A 16,047-nucleotide genomic window follows, 5' to 3' on the forward strand; every position below is an offset into this window, starting at 1 on the left:
GCAAAGGGCAAGCGGCGGCGTGGAACCGGCTCCGCCGGGCCACAGCGGCCGTCCCCCTGAGGGGGAGACGGCGGCCAAAGGCCGCCGACAGGGGGCTACTTCTTCTCTGTTTTGGAGTTATAGCGCTTCGTCCACTCATTCAAAATGCGCTCGCGGTTGTCTGCTGCCCAGCTGAAATCCATCTTGACGAGGCGGGCCTCATAGTCTTTTGGCACATTGGCCAGCGGCGGCGCCAGTCCGGGCTGCGCGGTGATCGCGAAGTTCTTGCCGTACAGCATCATGGCGTCCTTGCTCGAAGCCCAGTCAGCCAGTTTCTTGGCGGCGTCCAGTTTCTTGGTGCCTTTGTGAATGGCAAAGGCTTCCAGGTCCCAGCCCAGCCCCTCCTTGGGGAACACCAGATCGATCGGCGCACCCTTGGCCTTGTTGGTGTTGCCGCGGTATTCAAACGAAATGCCCGCCAGAAATTCTCCGGAGGCGGCCATGTTGCAGGGCTTGGAACCCGAATGGGTGTACTGCGCGATGTTTTCGTGCAGCGCGTCCATGTACTTCCAGCCGCCGCCCTTGCCGTCCTTGTCGCCAAAGAGCGTGAGCCAGGCGGTCACGTCGAAGTAGCCGGTGCCGCTGGAGGCGGGGTTGGGCATGACGATCTGACCCTTGTAGATGGGTTTGGTCAGGTCCTGCCAGGTCTCGGGTGTAGGGATGTTTTTCTTCTTGGCTTCGACGGTGTTGAAGCACACGGTGGCACCCCACACGTCCATGCCGAACCAGGCGGGAACTTTCTTCTTGTCACGGTACTGGCTCATGATGCCGTCAAGGTTGATCGGTGCGTAGGGTTCGAGCATGCCCTGCTTGTCGAGCAGGGCCAGGCTGGAGGCAGCCACACCCATGATGGTGTCGGCCTGGGGATTGGATTTTTCGGCGAGCAGCTTGGCGGTGATCACACCGGTCGAGTCGCGGACCCACTTGATTTCGATATCGGGGTAGACCTTGTTGAAGCCCTCTTGATAGGCCTTGATCTGGTCTGTTTCCAGCGCGGTGTAGACCAGCAACTGGGTCTTCTGGGCGAATGCGCCGGTGGAGGCGGTGAGCAGGCCAAAAAAGCCGATAAGAGCGATCGCCTTTGACAGGGATTTGAGATGGGTAGCCAGCTGCATAAAAAGTCCTTTGTGGAAAACCTGCAATGTTGTGACCTGTTCGTGTCGGGGCAGTGACACTGCGATGACCAACCTGTGTTCAGGTCATATCAACCCAGCTCAATATTTATTTAACGCTGCCCCTTTTATCTTGTCAATTGTTTTTTGCAGATTGTTGACAATCCTGTGTTTTGTGCTTCAATGCAGGGCATGAATGCCGTGTTTCATCCCACTATCGCGCTGTTGCAGACCAGTTCCCTCACCACGGTGGTGCAGCAGGAAATCGAGCGCGCCATTCTTGTTGGCGAATACGAACCGGGCAGCAAACTCATTGAGGCAGCGCTGGCTGAAAAGATGGGCGTCTCCCGCGGGCCGGTGCGTGAAGCCTTCCGAATGCTGGAGGAAGCTGGCCTGGTGCGCAACGAAAAAAATCGCGGCGTCTTCGTGCGTGACATTCCCATCGAGGAAGCCGTCGAGATTTTCGACCTGCGCGCCGCGATGGACGAACTCGTCGGCCGCCAGCTCGCCAGGAACATCACGCCGGCCCAACTCAAGGAAATCCGGGGCCTCGTCGACTCGATGGAAAAGGCCGTCAAGGCAGAAGACGCCTACAACTACCACCTGCTTAACCTGAAATTCCACGACCGGCTGGTGGAAATGGCAGGCAACAGCAAGCTCACGGCCATCTATCGCAAGCTCATCAAGGAGCTGTCGCTGTTCCGGCGCCTGAACCTGGCCGACGGCTGGCTCATGCCGATTTCGGCCAATGAGCACAGGCAGATCGTCAAGGCCATCGCCTCCGGTGACGCGGACGTCGCAGGCCGGGCCATGTACGACCACGTGATCGAAAGCAAGGAACGCACGATTGAAAACGACCTGCGGCGTCAGGCGCGCCTGCAGGCCAGCCCGGCTGCCCGTGCGGCACAGGCCAGGGCGTCGCACCTGGTCGATGACGACATCGCAAAAGGCCCAGAGAAAAACATGGACAAGGGAAGGCTCCAACGTGGCAGTCGCTGATAAAAAGACCGAAGTGAAAGTCAATGGCCGGGCATACAGGCTGCCGACCCAGCCCGTCGTGGTGGTGTGCGTTGACGGCTGCGAGCCCGATTACCTGGCGCAAGCCGTGGCCGCCGGCCACATGCCGTGGCTCAAGCGCACCCTGGCGCTGGGTTCTGGCCTGACGGGTGATTGCGTGGTGCCCAGCTTTACCAACCCCAACAACCTGTCCATCGTGACGGGCGCACCGCCCAGCGTGCACGGCATCTGCGGCAACTACCTGTTCGATACCGCCACCGACACCGAGGTCATGATGAATGACCCCAAGTGGCTGCGCGCGCCCACCCTGCTGGCGGCCCTTGCGGACGCGGGCAAGTCCCTGGCGGTGGTCACAGCCAAAGACAAGTTGCGCAAGTTGCTGGGCCACAAGATGAGAGGAATCTGCTTTTCGTCCGAGAAGGCCGACCAGGTCACGCTGGAAGAAAACGGCATTGAAGATGTGCTGGGCCTGGTGGGTCAGCCGCTACCCAGTGTCTACAGCGCAGACTTGTCGGAGTTCGTGTTTGCGGCCGGCGTGAAGATCATGCAGAAATACAAACCCGATGTGATGTACTTGTCGACCACCGACTACGTGCAGCACAAGCACGCGCCCGGCACCGACGGCGCCAATTCCTTCTACCGCATGATGGACGGCTATATGCAGCAGCTCGACGATCTGGGCTGCGTGATCGTGCTCACGGCCGACCATGGCATGAACGCCAAGGTCGCCATGGACGGCACGCCCGACGTGATCTACCTGCAGGACTGGTTTGACAGCTGGCTGGGCGCGGGCGTTGCGCGTGTGATTCTTCCGATCACCGACCCCTATGTGGTGCATCACGGCGCGCTGGGATCCTTCGCCACGATCTACCTGCCCGAGGGCACGAACATCGAGGCCGCCCGCAAACGGCTGGCGGCGCTCAAGGGCATGGAGCTGGTGCTTTCACGTGAGCAGGCCGCCGAGCGCTTTGAACTCCCTGCCGACAGGATCGGCGACATTGTGGCGGTGTCTGAACGCTTCACCGTGATCGGCACCTCAGCCTCGCGCCACGATCTCTCTGCGCTCGAAGTTCCGCTGCGCTCGCACGGCGGCATGAGCGAGCAGCGTGTCCCGCTGATCGTGAACCGGGACTTGCCGGGCCTGAACCGTAACCGGCGTTTTCGTAACTTCGATGCCTTCGACCTGGCGCTCAATTACGCCCAATAGATATCCGGCAACAAACGCCAGAAACATGTCCGCACATAACCTGTCCTGAAAGCCGCAGAGTGATTGACCAGTACATCCGCGACCACCAGCTCAACGCCATGCGACTGGCCGGCCGCAAGGTTGGTGCCGGCCGGACCGGTGACCGCGCGATCGAGGTGTTCGATCCGTACACGGCGAAGCTGCTGGGCAGCGTGCCCAAGGCTACGCTTGAGGAAGTCCGTGAGACTTTCGCCAAGGCGCACGCCTGCAAGCCCCAGCTGAGCCGTTATGAACGCGCAGCCATCCTCAACCGCGCGGCGGCCATCGTCCAGTCGCGGTTGATGGAGGTCGCGAATCTCATCACGGCGGAGGCAGGGCTGTGCCTGAAGGATTCCATCTACGAAGCAGGCCGTGTCAGTGACGTGCTGCTCTTCGGCGCAACCGAAGTGCTCAAGGACGACGGCCAGATCTTCAGCTGCGACCTCACGCCGCACGGCAAGAAGCGTCGCGTCTACACGCACCGCTCCCCGCTCCTGGGCGTGATCACCGCCATCACGCCTTTCAACCACCCGATGAACCAGGTGGCGCACAAGGTGGTGCCCAGCATTGCAACCAATAACCGCATGGTGCTCAAGCCGTCCGAGAAAGTGCCTTTCTCTGCCCTCCTGTTCGCCGACATCCTTTATGAGGCGGGTTTGCCGCCCGAAATGCTCAGCGTGATAACGGGCGACCCGCGCGAGATTGCGGACGAATTGATCACCAACCCATTGGTGGACCTGGTGACATTTACGGGTGGCGTGGCCATCGGAAAGTACATTGCCGGCAAGGCCGGCTACCGGCGCGTGGTGCTGGAGCTGGGCGGCAACGACCCCATCATCGTGATGGAGGATGCCGATCTCAACGAGGCCTCCACGCTGGCCGTGCAGGGTTCCTATAAGAATTCGGGCCAGCGTTGCACGGCCATCAAGCGGCTCATGGTGCATGAGGCGGTGGCGGGCGAATTTGTGGAGCAGGTGCTGGCCAAGACCCTGGCCTGGAAATACGGCGACCCGGCCGACAAGGCCAATGACATGGGCACGGTGATTGATGAGCCGGCAGCCATGCTGTTTGAGTCGCGTGTGAATGAGGCGGTGGCGCAGGGCGCGAAATTGCTGGCGGGCAACCATAGGCGCGGCGCGCTTTATTCGCCTACGCTGCTGGACCATGTGTTACCGCAGATGACGGTGGCGCGCGAGGAAACCTTCGGGCCCGTCTCTCCGGTCATACGTTTCAAAAACATCGACGAAGCTATCCAGATTTCGAACGGCACGGCCTACGGCCTTTCAAGCGCCGTCTGCACCAACCGCCTGGACTATATCAACCGGTTTGTCAGCGAGCTGCATGTCGGTACCGTCAATGTGCGGGAGGTGCCGGGCTATCGCCTGGAGCTCACGCCTTTCGGTGGTATCAAGGATTCGGGCCTGGGCTATAAAGAGGGTGTGCAGGAAGCGATTAAAAGCTTTACCAACCTGAAAACTTATTCGCTCCCCTGGAATGGCTAAAGTTCTCCCCGAAGCGCCTTCGGCGCCCCGTGCAACGGCCAGAGGCCGAAGCTCTTCGAGGCCGTCCAAGCCTGCGAAGGCAGGCTTGGAGCCGCGGCTCTCAGCCCCAGGGGCGGCCACCAGCGGCCCGGCAAAGCCGGTTCCGCGGCGGCCACTGGCGAAAGCGTTCTTCTTTTCGAGTTCACTTTTCTAGGAATTCACGTGCTGAACTTTGACGACATCGAACACCTTTTCAAAGAGCGCGGCGGCGAACAATACAGCGGCGAGCCCGTAACGCAGCTGCAGCACGCGCTGCAGACTGCGGCACTCGGCGAAGCCGAAGGCGCGAGCGATGCCCTGGTGACCGCGGCGCTGTTGCATGACCTTGGGCATCTTCTGCACGACCTGGGCGAAACACCGTCGCTGCGTGGTGTGGATGATGTGCATCAGTACCGAGCACTGCCTTTTTTGCGGGGTCTTTTCCCCGACGAGGTGTTGGACGCCATCAAGCTGCATGTGGACGCCAAGCGCTATCTGTGCGCGGCGCGGCGTGGTTACCATTCCAGCCTTTCAGCGGATTCCAAACGCAGCTTGCAGTTGCAAGGCGGCATTTTTTCCGCTGAAGAAGCGGCGCGCTTCATCGCGCAGCCCGGTGCCGGGGATGCGGTGAAGCTGCGCCTCTGGGACGATCTTGCGAAAGATGCGCACAAGGCCACGCCGCCACTGGCGCACTACCTGGCACGGGCCAGGCGCTGCACCCTTCCCGCCGCAGAGCCCTCGCTTGCCGCCTGAAATTCTGGCACTGACGTGGCCGGTGCTGGGCGCTGTGCTGTTTGGCGCGCTGCTGCACGCAGGCTGGAATGCCCTGGTGAAGTCCAGTGCCGACAAGGCGCTGGACATGGCGGTCATTCACCTGATCGGCTCTGTGCTGGCGTTGCCGCTGGTGCTGGTGGTGGGCCTGCCGCGTATCGAGGCCTGGCCGTTTATCGGCGCTTCGGTGCTGATCCACATCGGCTATTTCATCGCGACCACACAGGCCTACAAGCACGGCGACCTGGGGTTGACCTATCCACTGATGCGCGGTGTGGCGCCGCTGCTGGTGGCGCTGTCGGCAACCTTCACGTTGGGCGAAACTTTGAGCCCGCTGGCGTGGGCCGGCATCCTGGGCATCTCCGGCGGCGTGCTGGTGCTGGGCTTGAGCCGCCATGCCCTGCATGCCCCCAAGGCGGTTGGCTTTGCGCTGGCCAACGCGCTCATCATTGCCATATATACGGTGGTGGATGGACTGGGCGTTCGCGCCTCCGGCAATGCCCTGCAATACGTCGCCACGCTGTTCCTGCTCGACGGCTGGCCCTTCGGCCTCTTGATGATGGCGCGGCGCGGGCGTGCCATGGCCGACTACGCCCGCCATCGCTGGCCTGTGGCTACCGGCGGCGCGCTGGCGTCGCTGGGCTCCTACGGAATCGCGCTGTGGGCCATGACACGCGCGCCGGTGGCTACGGTGGCGGCGCTGCGCGAAACCTCGGTGCTGTTCGCCGTTTTGCTGGGCACCTGGATGTTGAAAGAAACATTTACCGTGCGCCGTTTTGTGGGCACCTGCGCGATTGTGGGCGGCGTGATGGCGATACGGTTGGCCTAGATATGAGTTCCCCCCCGAAGCGCCTTCGGCGCCTCCCCCTCAAGGGGGCGCGGCCTGCGGCCCGGCAAAGCCGGTTCCGCGGCAGCCGCTGATTTCATACCGTAGAGGACTGCACGCATGAATATCCCGACTCAAGCGCAGATCGTCATTGTGGGTGGCGGCATCGCCGGGTGCTCCGTGGCCTATCACCTGGCCAAAATGGGCAAGACAGACGTACTGCTGCTCGAGCAGGGCAAGCTCACCAGCGGAACCACCTGGCATGCGGCCGGCCTGGTCGGCCAGATGCGGCCCAACCGCAACATGACGCAGATGAGCAAGTACGGCATCGAGTTGTATGCCTCGCTTGAGGCTGAAACGGGCCTGGCCACCGGGTGGAAACAATGCGGCAGCGTCAACGTGGCGCGCACGCCGGAGCGCATGAAGGTGCTCAAAAAGCAGGTCGCCATGGCCAACAGCTTTGGCGTGGAATGCCATGAGATCTCGCCGCAGGAAGCCGGCGACAAATATCCCATCATGCGCACCGACGACCTGCAGGGCGCGATCTGGCTGCCGGGCGACGGCAAGGCCAATCCGGCGGACCTTTGCATGTCGCTGGCCAAGGGCGCGCGCAACCGCGGCGTGAAGATGGTTGAAGGCATCGAGGTGACCGGTGTCATCATTGAAAACGGCAGGGCTGTGGGCGTGAAGACCGCGCAGGGTGACGTGCGCTGCGAAGTCGTCGTCAATTGCGCCGGCCAATGGGCGCGGCAGTTCGGCAAGCTCGCGGGCGTGAATGTGCCGCTGTATTCGGCCGAGCATTTCTACATCGTCACCGGCAAGATTCCGGGTGTGCACCCCATGCTGCCGGTCATGCGCGACCCGGACGGCTACATCTACTACAAGGAAGAAGTCGGCGGCCTGGTGATGGGCGGCTTTGAACCCCAGGCCAAACCCTGGAAGATGGACCCGATTCCGGCTACCTTCCAGTTCGAATTGCTGGACGAAGACTGGGACCAGTTCGAACCGCTGATGACCGCCGCGCTGCACCGCACGCCGTGCCTGGAGACGGCCGAAATCAAGATGCTGCTCAACGGGCCGGAGAGTTTTACGCCCGACGGCAACTTCATCCTGGGTGAGGCGCCTGAACTGCGCAACTACTTTGTCTGCGCGGGTTTCAACTCCGCCGGCATTGCCAACAGCGGCGGCGCGGGCCGGCTCATGGCCGAATGGATTGTGGGTGGCGAGCCCAGCACCGATTTGTGGGACGTGGACATACGCCGTTTCGGCAGCTTCACCGGCAACCGCAGGGCCCTGGCCGAGCGCACCGGTGAGACACTGGGCCTGCACTATGCGATGCGCTGGCCGAGGCAGGAACTGGAAACGGCGCGGCCGTTGCGTACCTCACCGCTGTACGACATCCTGGCCGCCAGAGGCGCGGAGTTCGGCAGCAAGAATGGCTGGGAGCGTGCAAGCTATTTCAGGCCGGAGGGGCAGGCGCGCCCGGAATACTCCCTCGATAAACCGGTCTGGCTACCCTGGATGATTGAAGAGCAAAAGGCCACGCGCGAAACCGTTGCCCTTTACGACCAGACCTCGTTCTCCAAATACCTGTTGCAGGGCCGCGATGCACTGGCCGTGTTGCAGCGCCTGTGCGCCAACGAGATGGGCGTGCATGTCGGCAAGATGGTCTACACCGCCATGCTCAATGAGCGCGGCGGTTTTGAAAGTGACTTGACCGTGATGAGGCAAGCCGTGAACCAATTCCTCATCATCACCGGCTCCGCGCAAACGGTAAGGGACTTCGACTGGATCGCTCGGCATATCGGCGAGGCGGAGCATGCGGTGCTCACCGATGTGTCTGCGATGTACTCGGTGCTGTCGGTGATGGGGCCGAAGGCGCGTGAGCTGCTGGCGCTCGTTAGCCCGGACGACCTGTCGCCCGAGGCGCTGAAGTTCTCATGGACGAAGGACATCGATGTCGGCTTTGCCCGCGTGCGCGCCGCCCGCATGAGTTATGTGGGCGGGCCGGGCTTTGAGCTCTACACGCCGATCGAAATGGCGCGCCATGTGTACCTGGCACTGATGGAGGCCGGTAAGGCACTGGGCATTCGCGATGCGGGCTACTACGCGCTGGATGCGCTTCGCATCGAACAGGGCCGGCGCGCCTGGGGCGCAGAGCTTGGCCCGGACGAAACGCCGTGGGAGGCCGGGCTGGCCTTCAGTGTGAGGCTCGACAAGCCCGCTGACTTCATCGGCAAGGCCGCGTTGCTCAATTCACAGGGACTGGCCCTGCGCAAAAAGCTGGTCACGCTGGTGTTTGACACGCCGGACGCCTTTGCCTGGGGCGGGGAAGCGATTGTGATGGGCGGGCAAACGGTGGGCGAAATCTCATCGGTCGGCTGGAGCCCGCTGGCCGGCGCCTGCGTGGCCCTGGGTTATGTGCGCGGCGGCAGCGCCAATCAGCCGCACGCCGGCACGCCCGCGCAAATCGAGCTGTGGGGCGAGCGCATCGGCGTGAAGCTTTACGACAAGTGGCCGCTTGCCAAATCCTGATTCGCTATCATTTCAGGAGCTGCTCGCGCAAGTACTGCATGGCCTTCAAGCGATTTTCTTAAAAACTTCCGGGCCCCAAGGGCATGGGTGCAGGTGCGGCCGCTACTGACCGTCAGGTAAATCCATGCCGACAAAACGCACGGTGACGCGCGTGCCCGGCGTTTGCGGGTGGCCCGGCAGGGCCGCATCTTCAATCGTGATGGTGGCGCCGTGTTGCTTGGCGATTTCCAGGACGATGGCCAGGCCCAGGCCGGAGCCGTCGACGTTGGTGCCCAGCGTGCGGTAAAACGGCTGGAACACCAGCTCGCGCTCGGACTCAAGGATGCCCGGCCCGGAGTCTTCTACCAGCAGCACCAGCACGCCGCTGAAGCGGTCGGTCATGAGCCGCAGCGTGACCTGTCCTTTTTCGGGCGTGTAGTTGATGGCGTTGTCCAGCAGGTTGCGCACCAGCTCCTTGAGCAGGGTCGGGTTGCCTTCCAGCTGAGTCGCCTGCTCGCCGGCGGCGGGCCCGTCGTAGCCGAGGTCGATCTGTTTTTCAAGGGCGCGAGGCACCGAGTCGGCCATCACTTCCGACACGATATGCACCAGGTCGATGTGCAGCTTGGCGAGGCTGCGGCCCGTGGTCTCGGCGCGCGCCAGCGCCAGCAGCTGGTTGACGGTGTGGGTGGCGCGTATGCTGGCACGGCCGATGTGCTTGAGCGATTTTTTGAGTTCATCGGCATCGGTTTCGCGCTGCGCCAGGTCGGCCTGCATGCGCAGGCCCGCCAGCGGTGTCTTCAACTGATGCGCGGCATCGGCGAGAAAGCGTTTCTGCGTGGTCAGCGACACCTTGAGCCGGCTCAGCAAATCGTTGATGGAGGACACCAGCGGTGCTACCTCTTCCGGCACCGCGGTTTCATCGAGCGGGCTCATGTCGTCGGACTTGCGTGCGCGGATGCGCTTTTCAAGCTGGGCCAGCGGCTTGATGCCGCGCACCAGTGCCAGCCACACCAGCAGTACGGCCAGCGGTAGCGTTACGAACTGCGGCACCATGGTGCCCTTGACGATTTCAGTGGCCAGGGTCTTGCGCTTTTCCAGTGTCTCGGCCACTTGCACCAGCACCATCTGGGCGGACACGGCTTCGGGTGCGCCAGCGCCCTTGTCGCTGCGCGGTGCAGCCGCCTTGCCTGTCGGCGCCGGGGCTTTGACCTCGACCTTGAGCCAGGTATAGGCCACGCGGACATCTTCGCCCTGGATCAGGTCTTCGCGCAGCCGCACCTCGCCGTTGGTAGGCTTGTCTTCATCGGGCGGCAGGGGCAGGTCGTGCTCGCCGCTGAGCAGTTCGCCTTGCGTGCCCACGACCTGGTAATAGACCAGGTCGGTGTCATCGGCACGCAGGATCTCGCGCGCAGGCGCCGTCAGGTTGAACTGGACCTGGTTGTTTTTGACCGCCACCAGCTTGGCCAGTGCCTGCACGTTGTATTCAAGCGCACGGTCAAACGGCTTGCCGGCAATGTTCTGCGCCACCAGCCAGGTCAGCGCCAGGCTGATCGGCCAGAGCAACAACAGTGGCGTGAGCATCCAGTCGAGGATTTCGCCGAAAAGGCTTCGGCGCTCACGCTGGAAGAGCCTTAATGCCACAGCCTAGAGCGCGGTGGCGTTATCTTCAAGCCAGCATGAGCCGCGGAACTGGCTTTGCCAGGCCGCAGGCGGGCGGCCCCCTCGGGGGGCAGGAAGCTACACGGAGTGAGCGACCGTGGGGGCATTGTTCAACCTGGTATTTTTTCGAGGCAGTAACCCAGGCCTCGAACTGTTGCAATCCGCACCGGGCCTTTTTCAATTTTCTTGCGCAGCCGGTGGATGTACACCTCGATCGCGTTGTTGCTGACCTCTTCGCCCCATTCGCAGAGGCGTTCCACCAGCTGGTCCTTGCTGACGAGGCGGCCGGCGCGTTGCAGCAGCACTTCGAGCAAGCCGAGTTCGCGCGCCGACAGCTCCAGCATCTGGCCATCAATGGTGGCCACGCGTCCGGCCTGGTCGTACACCAGCGGGCCGTGCTTGATGGTGCTGCTGGCGCCGCCCATGCCTCGGCGGATCAGCGCACGCACGCGGGCTTCCAGCTCCTGCAGCGAAAACGGTTTGGCCATGTAGTCGTCGGCGCCGTAGTCCAGGCCCTTGACGCGTTCTTCCACGCTGTCGGCGGCGGTCAGGATCAGCACCGGCATGGCCGAGCCGCGTGCACGCAGGCGCTTGAGCACTTCCAGCCCGTGCATGCGCGGCAAGCCCAGATCCAGGATCAGCAGATCGAATTCTGTGTTGGTGAGCAGCGCGGCATCGGCTTCGGTGCCGCTGGCCACGTGGTCGGCTGCCGCACCGGAGGCGCGCAAAGTGCGCAGCAGGCCGTCTGCCAGGACCTGGTCATCTTCGGCAATCAGGATACGCATGGTTGTCTCCGGGTGGGGCGGCAGCGCCTGCTGCGCCGCAAGTTAGTGTGTTTGCCTGAATTTTAGGCGCTTGCGTCTGTCCCAGGTGCAGGGAGTTACGCGCGGTGAGCGACCGTGGGTGCCACATTCAGCCTGCATATGCTTCCAGTCCCAGCGCCACCACTGTGGCCACATCATGCCCCACTGCCTGGCGAAACTCATCTTCGGCTTGGCGCACTGCGCTGTGGAAAGCTTCCAGCCAGAGCAGGCCTGATTCGGTGAACACCACCTGGCGGGCGCGTTTGTCGTGCGGGTCGGGCTGGCGCGTCACCAAACCCCAGGCTTCGCATTGGTCGACGAGGTCGCCCATGGCCTGCTTGCTCATGCCGGCGCTTTGCGCGAGGTCCGTCAGGCGCGAGCCGCCCACGGCCAGGTGGCGTGTGATGTGGATATGCGCAGCGCCGACCTGGTCGCGCGCCGCGAGGTTGGACAGCGCCAGCGGTACCTCAATGCTGCTGGCCATCAGTGACAGCACGCGCTCGTCAAAGCGGCGCAGCGCGTGGCCCATCAGCCGGCCCAGGTGGGTCTGCCGCCAGCCGGCTTCGGTGGCGCCAAAGGGGCTGGAAATGTGAGGTGGATTGACTGCTTCGGGCATGAAATCATGGTATCTCAATTGATCAGGCAAACTGACTAAAAATAGGGTTTACTTATTTCAATGACGCCCATAAAGTACTGATCATGCATCCAGCGCTGTGATTAAAAGCAGAGACTGGAAATTAGAGCAAAAAGTTTTACATCATTGATTTTCAAGGAGTTTTTCATGGAACTGACCAGCAAACTGAACCCCGCTCAAAACCCTGTGCAAAGCGCCGCCCTGAACACCGAGAAGGCCAAGGCCCTGCAGGCCGCGCTGGCCCAGATCGAAAAGCAGTTCGGCAAAGGCACCATCATGAAGCTGGGCGACGGCGAGGTGATCGAGGACATCCAGGTCGTTTCCACCGGCTCCCTGGGCCTGGACATCGCCTTGGGCGTCGGCGGCCTGCCGCGCGGCCGTGTGGTTGAAATCTACGGCCCTGAATCGTCGGGCAAAACCACGCTGACCCTGCAGGTCATCGCCGAAATGCAAAAACTGGGCGGCACCTGCGCCTTTGTGGATGCCGAGCACGCGCTGGACATCCAGTACGCGCAAAAGCTGGGCGTGAACCTGCAAGACCTCCTGATCAGCCAGCCCGACACCGGCGAGCAGGCGCTTGAAATCGTTGATTCGCTGACCCGCTCCGGCGCGGTCGATTTGATCGTGGTGGACTCGGTGGCGGCACTCACGCCCAAGGCCGAGCTTGAAGGCGAAATGGGCGACTCGCTGCCCGGCCTGCAGGCCCGCCTGATGAGCCAGGCGCTGCGCAAGCTCACCGCCACCATCAAGAAGGCCAATTGCATGGTCATCTTCATCAACCAGATCCGCATGAAGATCGGCGTGATGTTCGGCTCGCCCGAAACCACCACCGGTGGCAATGCACTGAAGTTCTACGCCTCGGTGCGCCTGGACATCCGCCGCATCGGCTCCATCAAGAAGGGCGAAGAGGTGATCGGCAACGAAACCCGGGTCAAGGTGGTCAAGAACAAGGTGGCCTCGCCGTTCAAGACGGCAGAGTTCGACATCCTCTACGGCGAGGGCATCAGCCGCCTGGGCGAGGTGCTGGATCTGGGCGTCGCCGGCCACATCGTTGAAAAAGCCGGTGCGTGGTACGCCTTCAACGGCGAAAAAATCGGCCAGGGGCGCGACAACTCGCGTGAGTTCCTGAAAGAAAACCCCGAACTCGCCATCGAGATCGAAAACAAGGTGCGCGAATCGCTGGGTATTCCGCTGGTGCAAGCCGCGGCCGGCACCGAGCCAGCACCGGCTGAAAAGGCGCCCAAGGCCGAGAAAGCCGAAAAACCCGCCAAAGTAGCCGCCTGAGCCTGTCTTTTGAATGCCAAATAAGGCGACAGACCAATCAGAATGGGCGCAAGCAGCTATCAAAAGAGTAGCGCTTGCATTTCAATCTGGCTGGGTCCTTTGACATGGAAAACCCGGCAGACAGCTCCCCCGCCAAACCCGCCCGCCGCGCGGGTTTTGGCCTTTCCCTCAAGGGCCGTGCATTGCGTTACCTGGCCGCGCGCGAACATTCACGCGCCGAACTTGAACGCAAGCTGGCTCCGCATGAAGAAACGCCGGGCCAGCTGAAGGCGGTGCTCGACGACCTTGAGCTCAAGGATTTCATCAGCGAAGAGCGTGTCATCGATTCGGTCATCAACCGGCGTTCCCGCAAGCTGGGCGCCTCGCGTATCCAGCAGGAGCTGCAGGCCAAAGGACTGGACGTGACGGCCATACGGGAAGCGGTTGGGCAGCTTAAGGCCACCGAGCGCGAACGGGCGCGAGACATCTGGCAGCGAAAGTTTGGCACAGCCCCGGCCAACCCCGCAGAACATGCCCGGCAAATCCGATTTCTGGCGGGAAGAGGTTTTACACTGGAGGTTGCATCGTGGGTGCTCAAAAATCCTGATAACGAAGGAGCTTGAGATCCAGGCTGCAGTGGCCCTTCCTCCCAAAGTCTGGCCTGGGAATGTGAAAAGCTTTCAGGAGTCAGCCATTTTCCAGAGTATCCGCACCCTTCTGGCACGCAATAAAAGCGCTGTATCTGCCGGACCGATTGTCCCGGACGAAGATGCCCAGTCATTGCGCTCACGTGGCAACGAATTGTTGGCACAAGGCAGGATTTCCGAGGCCACCGACTGCTATCGCCGGGTGGTTGCCATGACACCGAACGATGGCTTGGCCCATGTCAACCTGGGTTATGGCCTGATGGAACTGGGCCAGTTGCGGGAAGCTGTTGATAGTTTTCACCATGCGATCCGACTGGACGCAACACTGCTTGATGCGCATTTTCTGCTGGGCCAGGTGCAGATGCAGTTGCACTTGACGGAGGAGGGCATCCACAGCTTCAGGGCGGCGCTGGCGCTCAAGCCGGACTTTGATTTCGCCTGGTTCGAGCTGGGCCGCGCCTTCGAGGACCTGGGCCAGCCGGTGCCGGCACTGGATGCGTATGCCCAGGCGCTACGCATCAACCCGGGTTTTACCGACGCAGGCTATCGTCGCATCAGCCTTTTGCTTGCGCATGAGCGCTGGCAGGAGGCCATTGATTTTGCTGACCAGCAATCCGTTGCTGCGGCCCATCCGGTTTTCCCCATGGAGAAAGCTTGCGCACTGAACGGCCTGGAGCGCCACGAAGAGGCCTTGACCATCATCGACAGATCCTTGGCAGCAGATCCGGACGACGTGCCTGCCCTGAGTGGAAAAGCCGCGGTCCTGGCAGCAATGGTCCGGCATGAGGAAGCCCTGGAGATTTATGAAAAGATCATTGCCCTCCAGCCTGGAAATGTGGATGCCCTGTCCAACGCTGGCGCGGCCTGCGACCGGCTCAGGCGGTTCGAGCAGGCGATGGATTTTCACCGTCGCGCGCAACACCTCCAGCCAAAGAACCCTGATGTTCTCTATAACCTGGGTTGCACCCTGCTGAGCTTGAGGCAATGCGATGAAGTGGTGGCCATTTGCGAAATCGGGCTGGCTGTGGATGCCCGGCATGCCAACCTGCACTGGAACAAGGCATTTGCACAACTGCTGCTCGGCCAATGGGAAGAGGGGTGGAAGGAGTATGAGTGGCGCTGGTATGCCCATGCGCTGGGGCCGCGCACGCTCAAGCCCGTGTTGTCCCAGCCGATGTGGTCAGGGGAGCCCCTGAAGGGAAAGACCATCTTTCTGTATGCGGAACAGGGCTTGGGCGACTCTATCCAGCTGCTGCGCTATATCCCGGTGATTCTGGCCATGGGTGCACGGATTTTCCTGCATCTGCCAGCGCCATTGCGGCCCCTTTGTGCGGATTGGAAGAGTGGCTGTACTCTGGTGGAAAGCAGGGACGGCAGAGATATTGCGGCATCTTTCGACTTTCAATGCCCGATGTTCAGTCTGCCACTGGCCTTTGGCACGCGCGTCACCAATGTTCCCGGTGCGCCCTATTTGCGAAGCGACCCGGTTCTCAAGCAGGCGTGGGAGGCCAGATTGCCCGCGCGTGACGGCCCGCGCGTAGGTTTGGTCTGGTCCGGCAATGTGGCACTCAAGACTGCGCTGAACCGCTCGATGTCGATGGCCATGCTGCATGAAGCGATGCCACCCGGCTATCAGTTCATCAGCCTGCAGAAGGATGTGAACGAGCCGGATCTGGCCGCGCTGGAGGCATCGGGTATCTTCCACGCCGGGCAGGAATTGCGGACCTTTGCCGATACCCTGGCTCTCGCCGATTGCGTTGATATGGTGATCAGCATTGATACCAGCGTCGCCCATCTGGTAGGAGCCCTGGGCAAGCCGTTGTGGGTCATGCTGCCCTTTCGTCCGGACTGGCGTTGGCTGCTCGACAGGGAGGACTCTCCCTGGTACCCCAGTGCGCGGCTTTTTCGCCAAGGCGAGAATCGCAGCTGGCAGGACGTGGTCAACCAGGTTGGCCGGGAATTGCCGCGCGCGCTACCGTTGTCCTGAGCTCTGCCCGAGGCCCTCGGTTGCCGGGCT

General features: G+C 62.0%; 13 protein-coding genes. 9 read left to right on the forward strand and 4 right to left on the reverse strand.

The features are described from left to right. Window positions 1–95 precede the first annotated feature (95 nt). Window positions 96–1,154, reverse strand: coding sequence for a putative 2-aminoethylphosphonate ABC transporter substrate-binding protein (locus AC1DVV_RS22405; protein ID WP_477702340.1), 1,059 nt, complete (start codon window positions 1,152–1,154; stop codon window positions 96–98). Window positions 1,155–1,343: 189 nt separating this feature from the next. Between AC1DVV_RS22405 and AC1DVV_RS22410 the strand changes: the two genes are divergently transcribed. The 6 genes from AC1DVV_RS22410 to AC1DVV_RS22435 all read left to right on the forward strand — a co-directional run bounded on the left by AC1DVV_RS22410 (window position 1,344) and on the right by AC1DVV_RS22435 (window position 9,045). Next, on the forward strand, window positions 1,344–2,150 hold the full coding sequence (locus AC1DVV_RS22410) for a phosphonate utilization associated transcriptional regulator (RefSeq protein WP_457282058.1): 807 nt from the start codon (window positions 1,344–1,346) through the stop codon (window positions 2,148–2,150). Continuing rightward, window positions 2,137–3,375 (forward strand): phosphonoacetate hydrolase, encoded by a 1,239-nt coding sequence (gene phnA / locus AC1DVV_RS22415; protein ID WP_477667723.1) that lies wholly within the window; start codon window positions 2,137–2,139, stop codon window positions 3,373–3,375. Before AC1DVV_RS22410 ends, phnA begins: the two co-directional genes overlap by 14 nt. Before the next feature lie 98 nt (window positions 3,376–3,473). Beyond that, complete coding sequence (gene phnY / locus AC1DVV_RS22420; RefSeq protein WP_457282092.1) at window positions 3,474–4,895, forward strand: phosphonoacetaldehyde dehydrogenase; 1,422 nt, start codon at window positions 3,474–3,476, stop codon at window positions 4,893–4,895. Window positions 4,896–5,096: 201 nt separating this feature from the next. Continuing rightward, entirely contained in the window at window positions 5,097–5,666 is a 570-nt protein-coding gene (locus tag AC1DVV_RS22425) for a phosphonate degradation HD-domain oxygenase (RefSeq protein WP_457282060.1), read from the forward strand. Next, on the forward strand, window positions 5,656–6,513 hold the full coding sequence (locus AC1DVV_RS22430; protein WP_477665449.1) for an EamA family transporter: 858 nt from the start codon (window positions 5,656–5,658) through the stop codon (window positions 6,511–6,513). The genes AC1DVV_RS22425 and AC1DVV_RS22430 overlap by 11 nt, the downstream gene beginning before the upstream one ends. Window positions 6,514–6,630: 117 nt before the next feature. After that, window positions 6,631–9,045 (forward strand): GcvT family protein, encoded by a 2,415-nt coding sequence (locus AC1DVV_RS22435; RefSeq protein WP_477702341.1) that lies wholly within the window; start codon window positions 6,631–6,633, stop codon window positions 9,043–9,045. A gap of 102 nt (window positions 9,046–9,147) precedes the next feature. On the opposite strand, the gene AC1DVV_RS22440 is transcribed toward AC1DVV_RS22435, so the two are convergent. The 3 genes from AC1DVV_RS22440 to AC1DVV_RS22450 form a co-directional block, all read right to left on the reverse strand. Beyond that, entirely contained in the window at window positions 9,148–10,605 is a 1,458-nt protein-coding gene (locus AC1DVV_RS22440; RefSeq protein WP_457282063.1) for a sensor histidine kinase, read from the reverse strand. 188 nt (window positions 10,606–10,793) lie between these two features. Continuing rightward, entirely contained in the window at window positions 10,794–11,468 is a 675-nt protein-coding gene (locus AC1DVV_RS22445; protein WP_007870259.1) for a response regulator, read from the reverse strand. Between the two features lie 127 nt (window positions 11,469–11,595). Then, window positions 11,596–12,102, reverse strand: coding sequence for a MarR family winged helix-turn-helix transcriptional regulator (locus tag AC1DVV_RS22450; protein WP_477702342.1), 507 nt, complete (start codon window positions 12,100–12,102; stop codon window positions 11,596–11,598). Window positions 12,103–12,267: 165 nt separating this feature from the next. Between AC1DVV_RS22450 and recA the strand changes: the two genes are divergently transcribed. The 3 genes from recA (at window position 12,268) to AC1DVV_RS22465 (ending at window position 16,017) form a co-directional block, all read left to right on the forward strand. After that, on the forward strand, window positions 12,268–13,404 hold the full coding sequence (recA, locus tag AC1DVV_RS22455; protein WP_457282065.1) for a recombinase RecA: 1,137 nt from the start codon (window positions 12,268–12,270) through the stop codon (window positions 13,402–13,404). 74 nt (window positions 13,405–13,478) lie between these two features. After that, window positions 13,479–14,006, forward strand: coding sequence for a recombination regulator RecX (gene recX, locus AC1DVV_RS22460; protein WP_457282066.1), 528 nt, complete (start codon window positions 13,479–13,481; stop codon window positions 14,004–14,006). Beyond that, window positions 13,915–16,017 (forward strand): tetratricopeptide repeat protein, encoded by a 2,103-nt coding sequence (locus AC1DVV_RS22465; RefSeq protein WP_477707260.1) that lies wholly within the window; start codon window positions 13,915–13,917, stop codon window positions 16,015–16,017. The genes recX and AC1DVV_RS22465 overlap by 92 nt, the downstream gene beginning before the upstream one ends. The last annotated feature ends 30 nt before the right edge of the window (window positions 16,018–16,047 follow it).

This window comes from Polaromonas sp. P3_B4, from assembly GCF_056402835.1.

Coding starts and splice junctions, on each gene's coding strand:
- recA (WP_457282065.1), top strand. CDS start 12,268: ATGGAACTGACCAGCAAACTGAACCCCGCTCAAAACCCTGTGCAAAGC.
- AC1DVV_RS22440 (WP_457282063.1), bottom strand. CDS start 10,605: ATGCTCACGCCACTGTTGTTGCTCTGGCCGATCAGCCTGGCGCTGACC.
- AC1DVV_RS22450 (WP_477702342.1), bottom strand. CDS start 12,102: ATGCCCGAAGCAGTCAATCCACCTCACATTTCCAGCCCCTTTGGCGCC.
- AC1DVV_RS22465 (WP_477707260.1), top strand. CDS start 13,915: ATGCCCGGCAAATCCGATTTCTGGCGGGAAGAGGTTTTACACTGGAGG.
- AC1DVV_RS22410 (WP_457282058.1), top strand. CDS start 1,344: ATGAATGCCGTGTTTCATCCCACTATCGCGCTGTTGCAGACCAGTTCC.
- phnY (WP_457282092.1), top strand. CDS start 3,474: ATGCGACTGGCCGGCCGCAAGGTTGGTGCCGGCCGGACCGGTGACCGC.
- AC1DVV_RS22445 (WP_007870259.1), bottom strand. CDS start 11,468: ATGCGTATCCTGATTGCCGAAGATGACCAGGTCCTGGCAGACGGCCTG.
- AC1DVV_RS22405 (WP_477702340.1), bottom strand. CDS start 1,154: ATGCAGCTGGCTACCCATCTCAAATCCCTGTCAAAGGCGATCGCTCTT.
- AC1DVV_RS22435 (WP_477702341.1), top strand. CDS start 6,631: ATGAATATCCCGACTCAAGCGCAGATCGTCATTGTGGGTGGCGGCATC.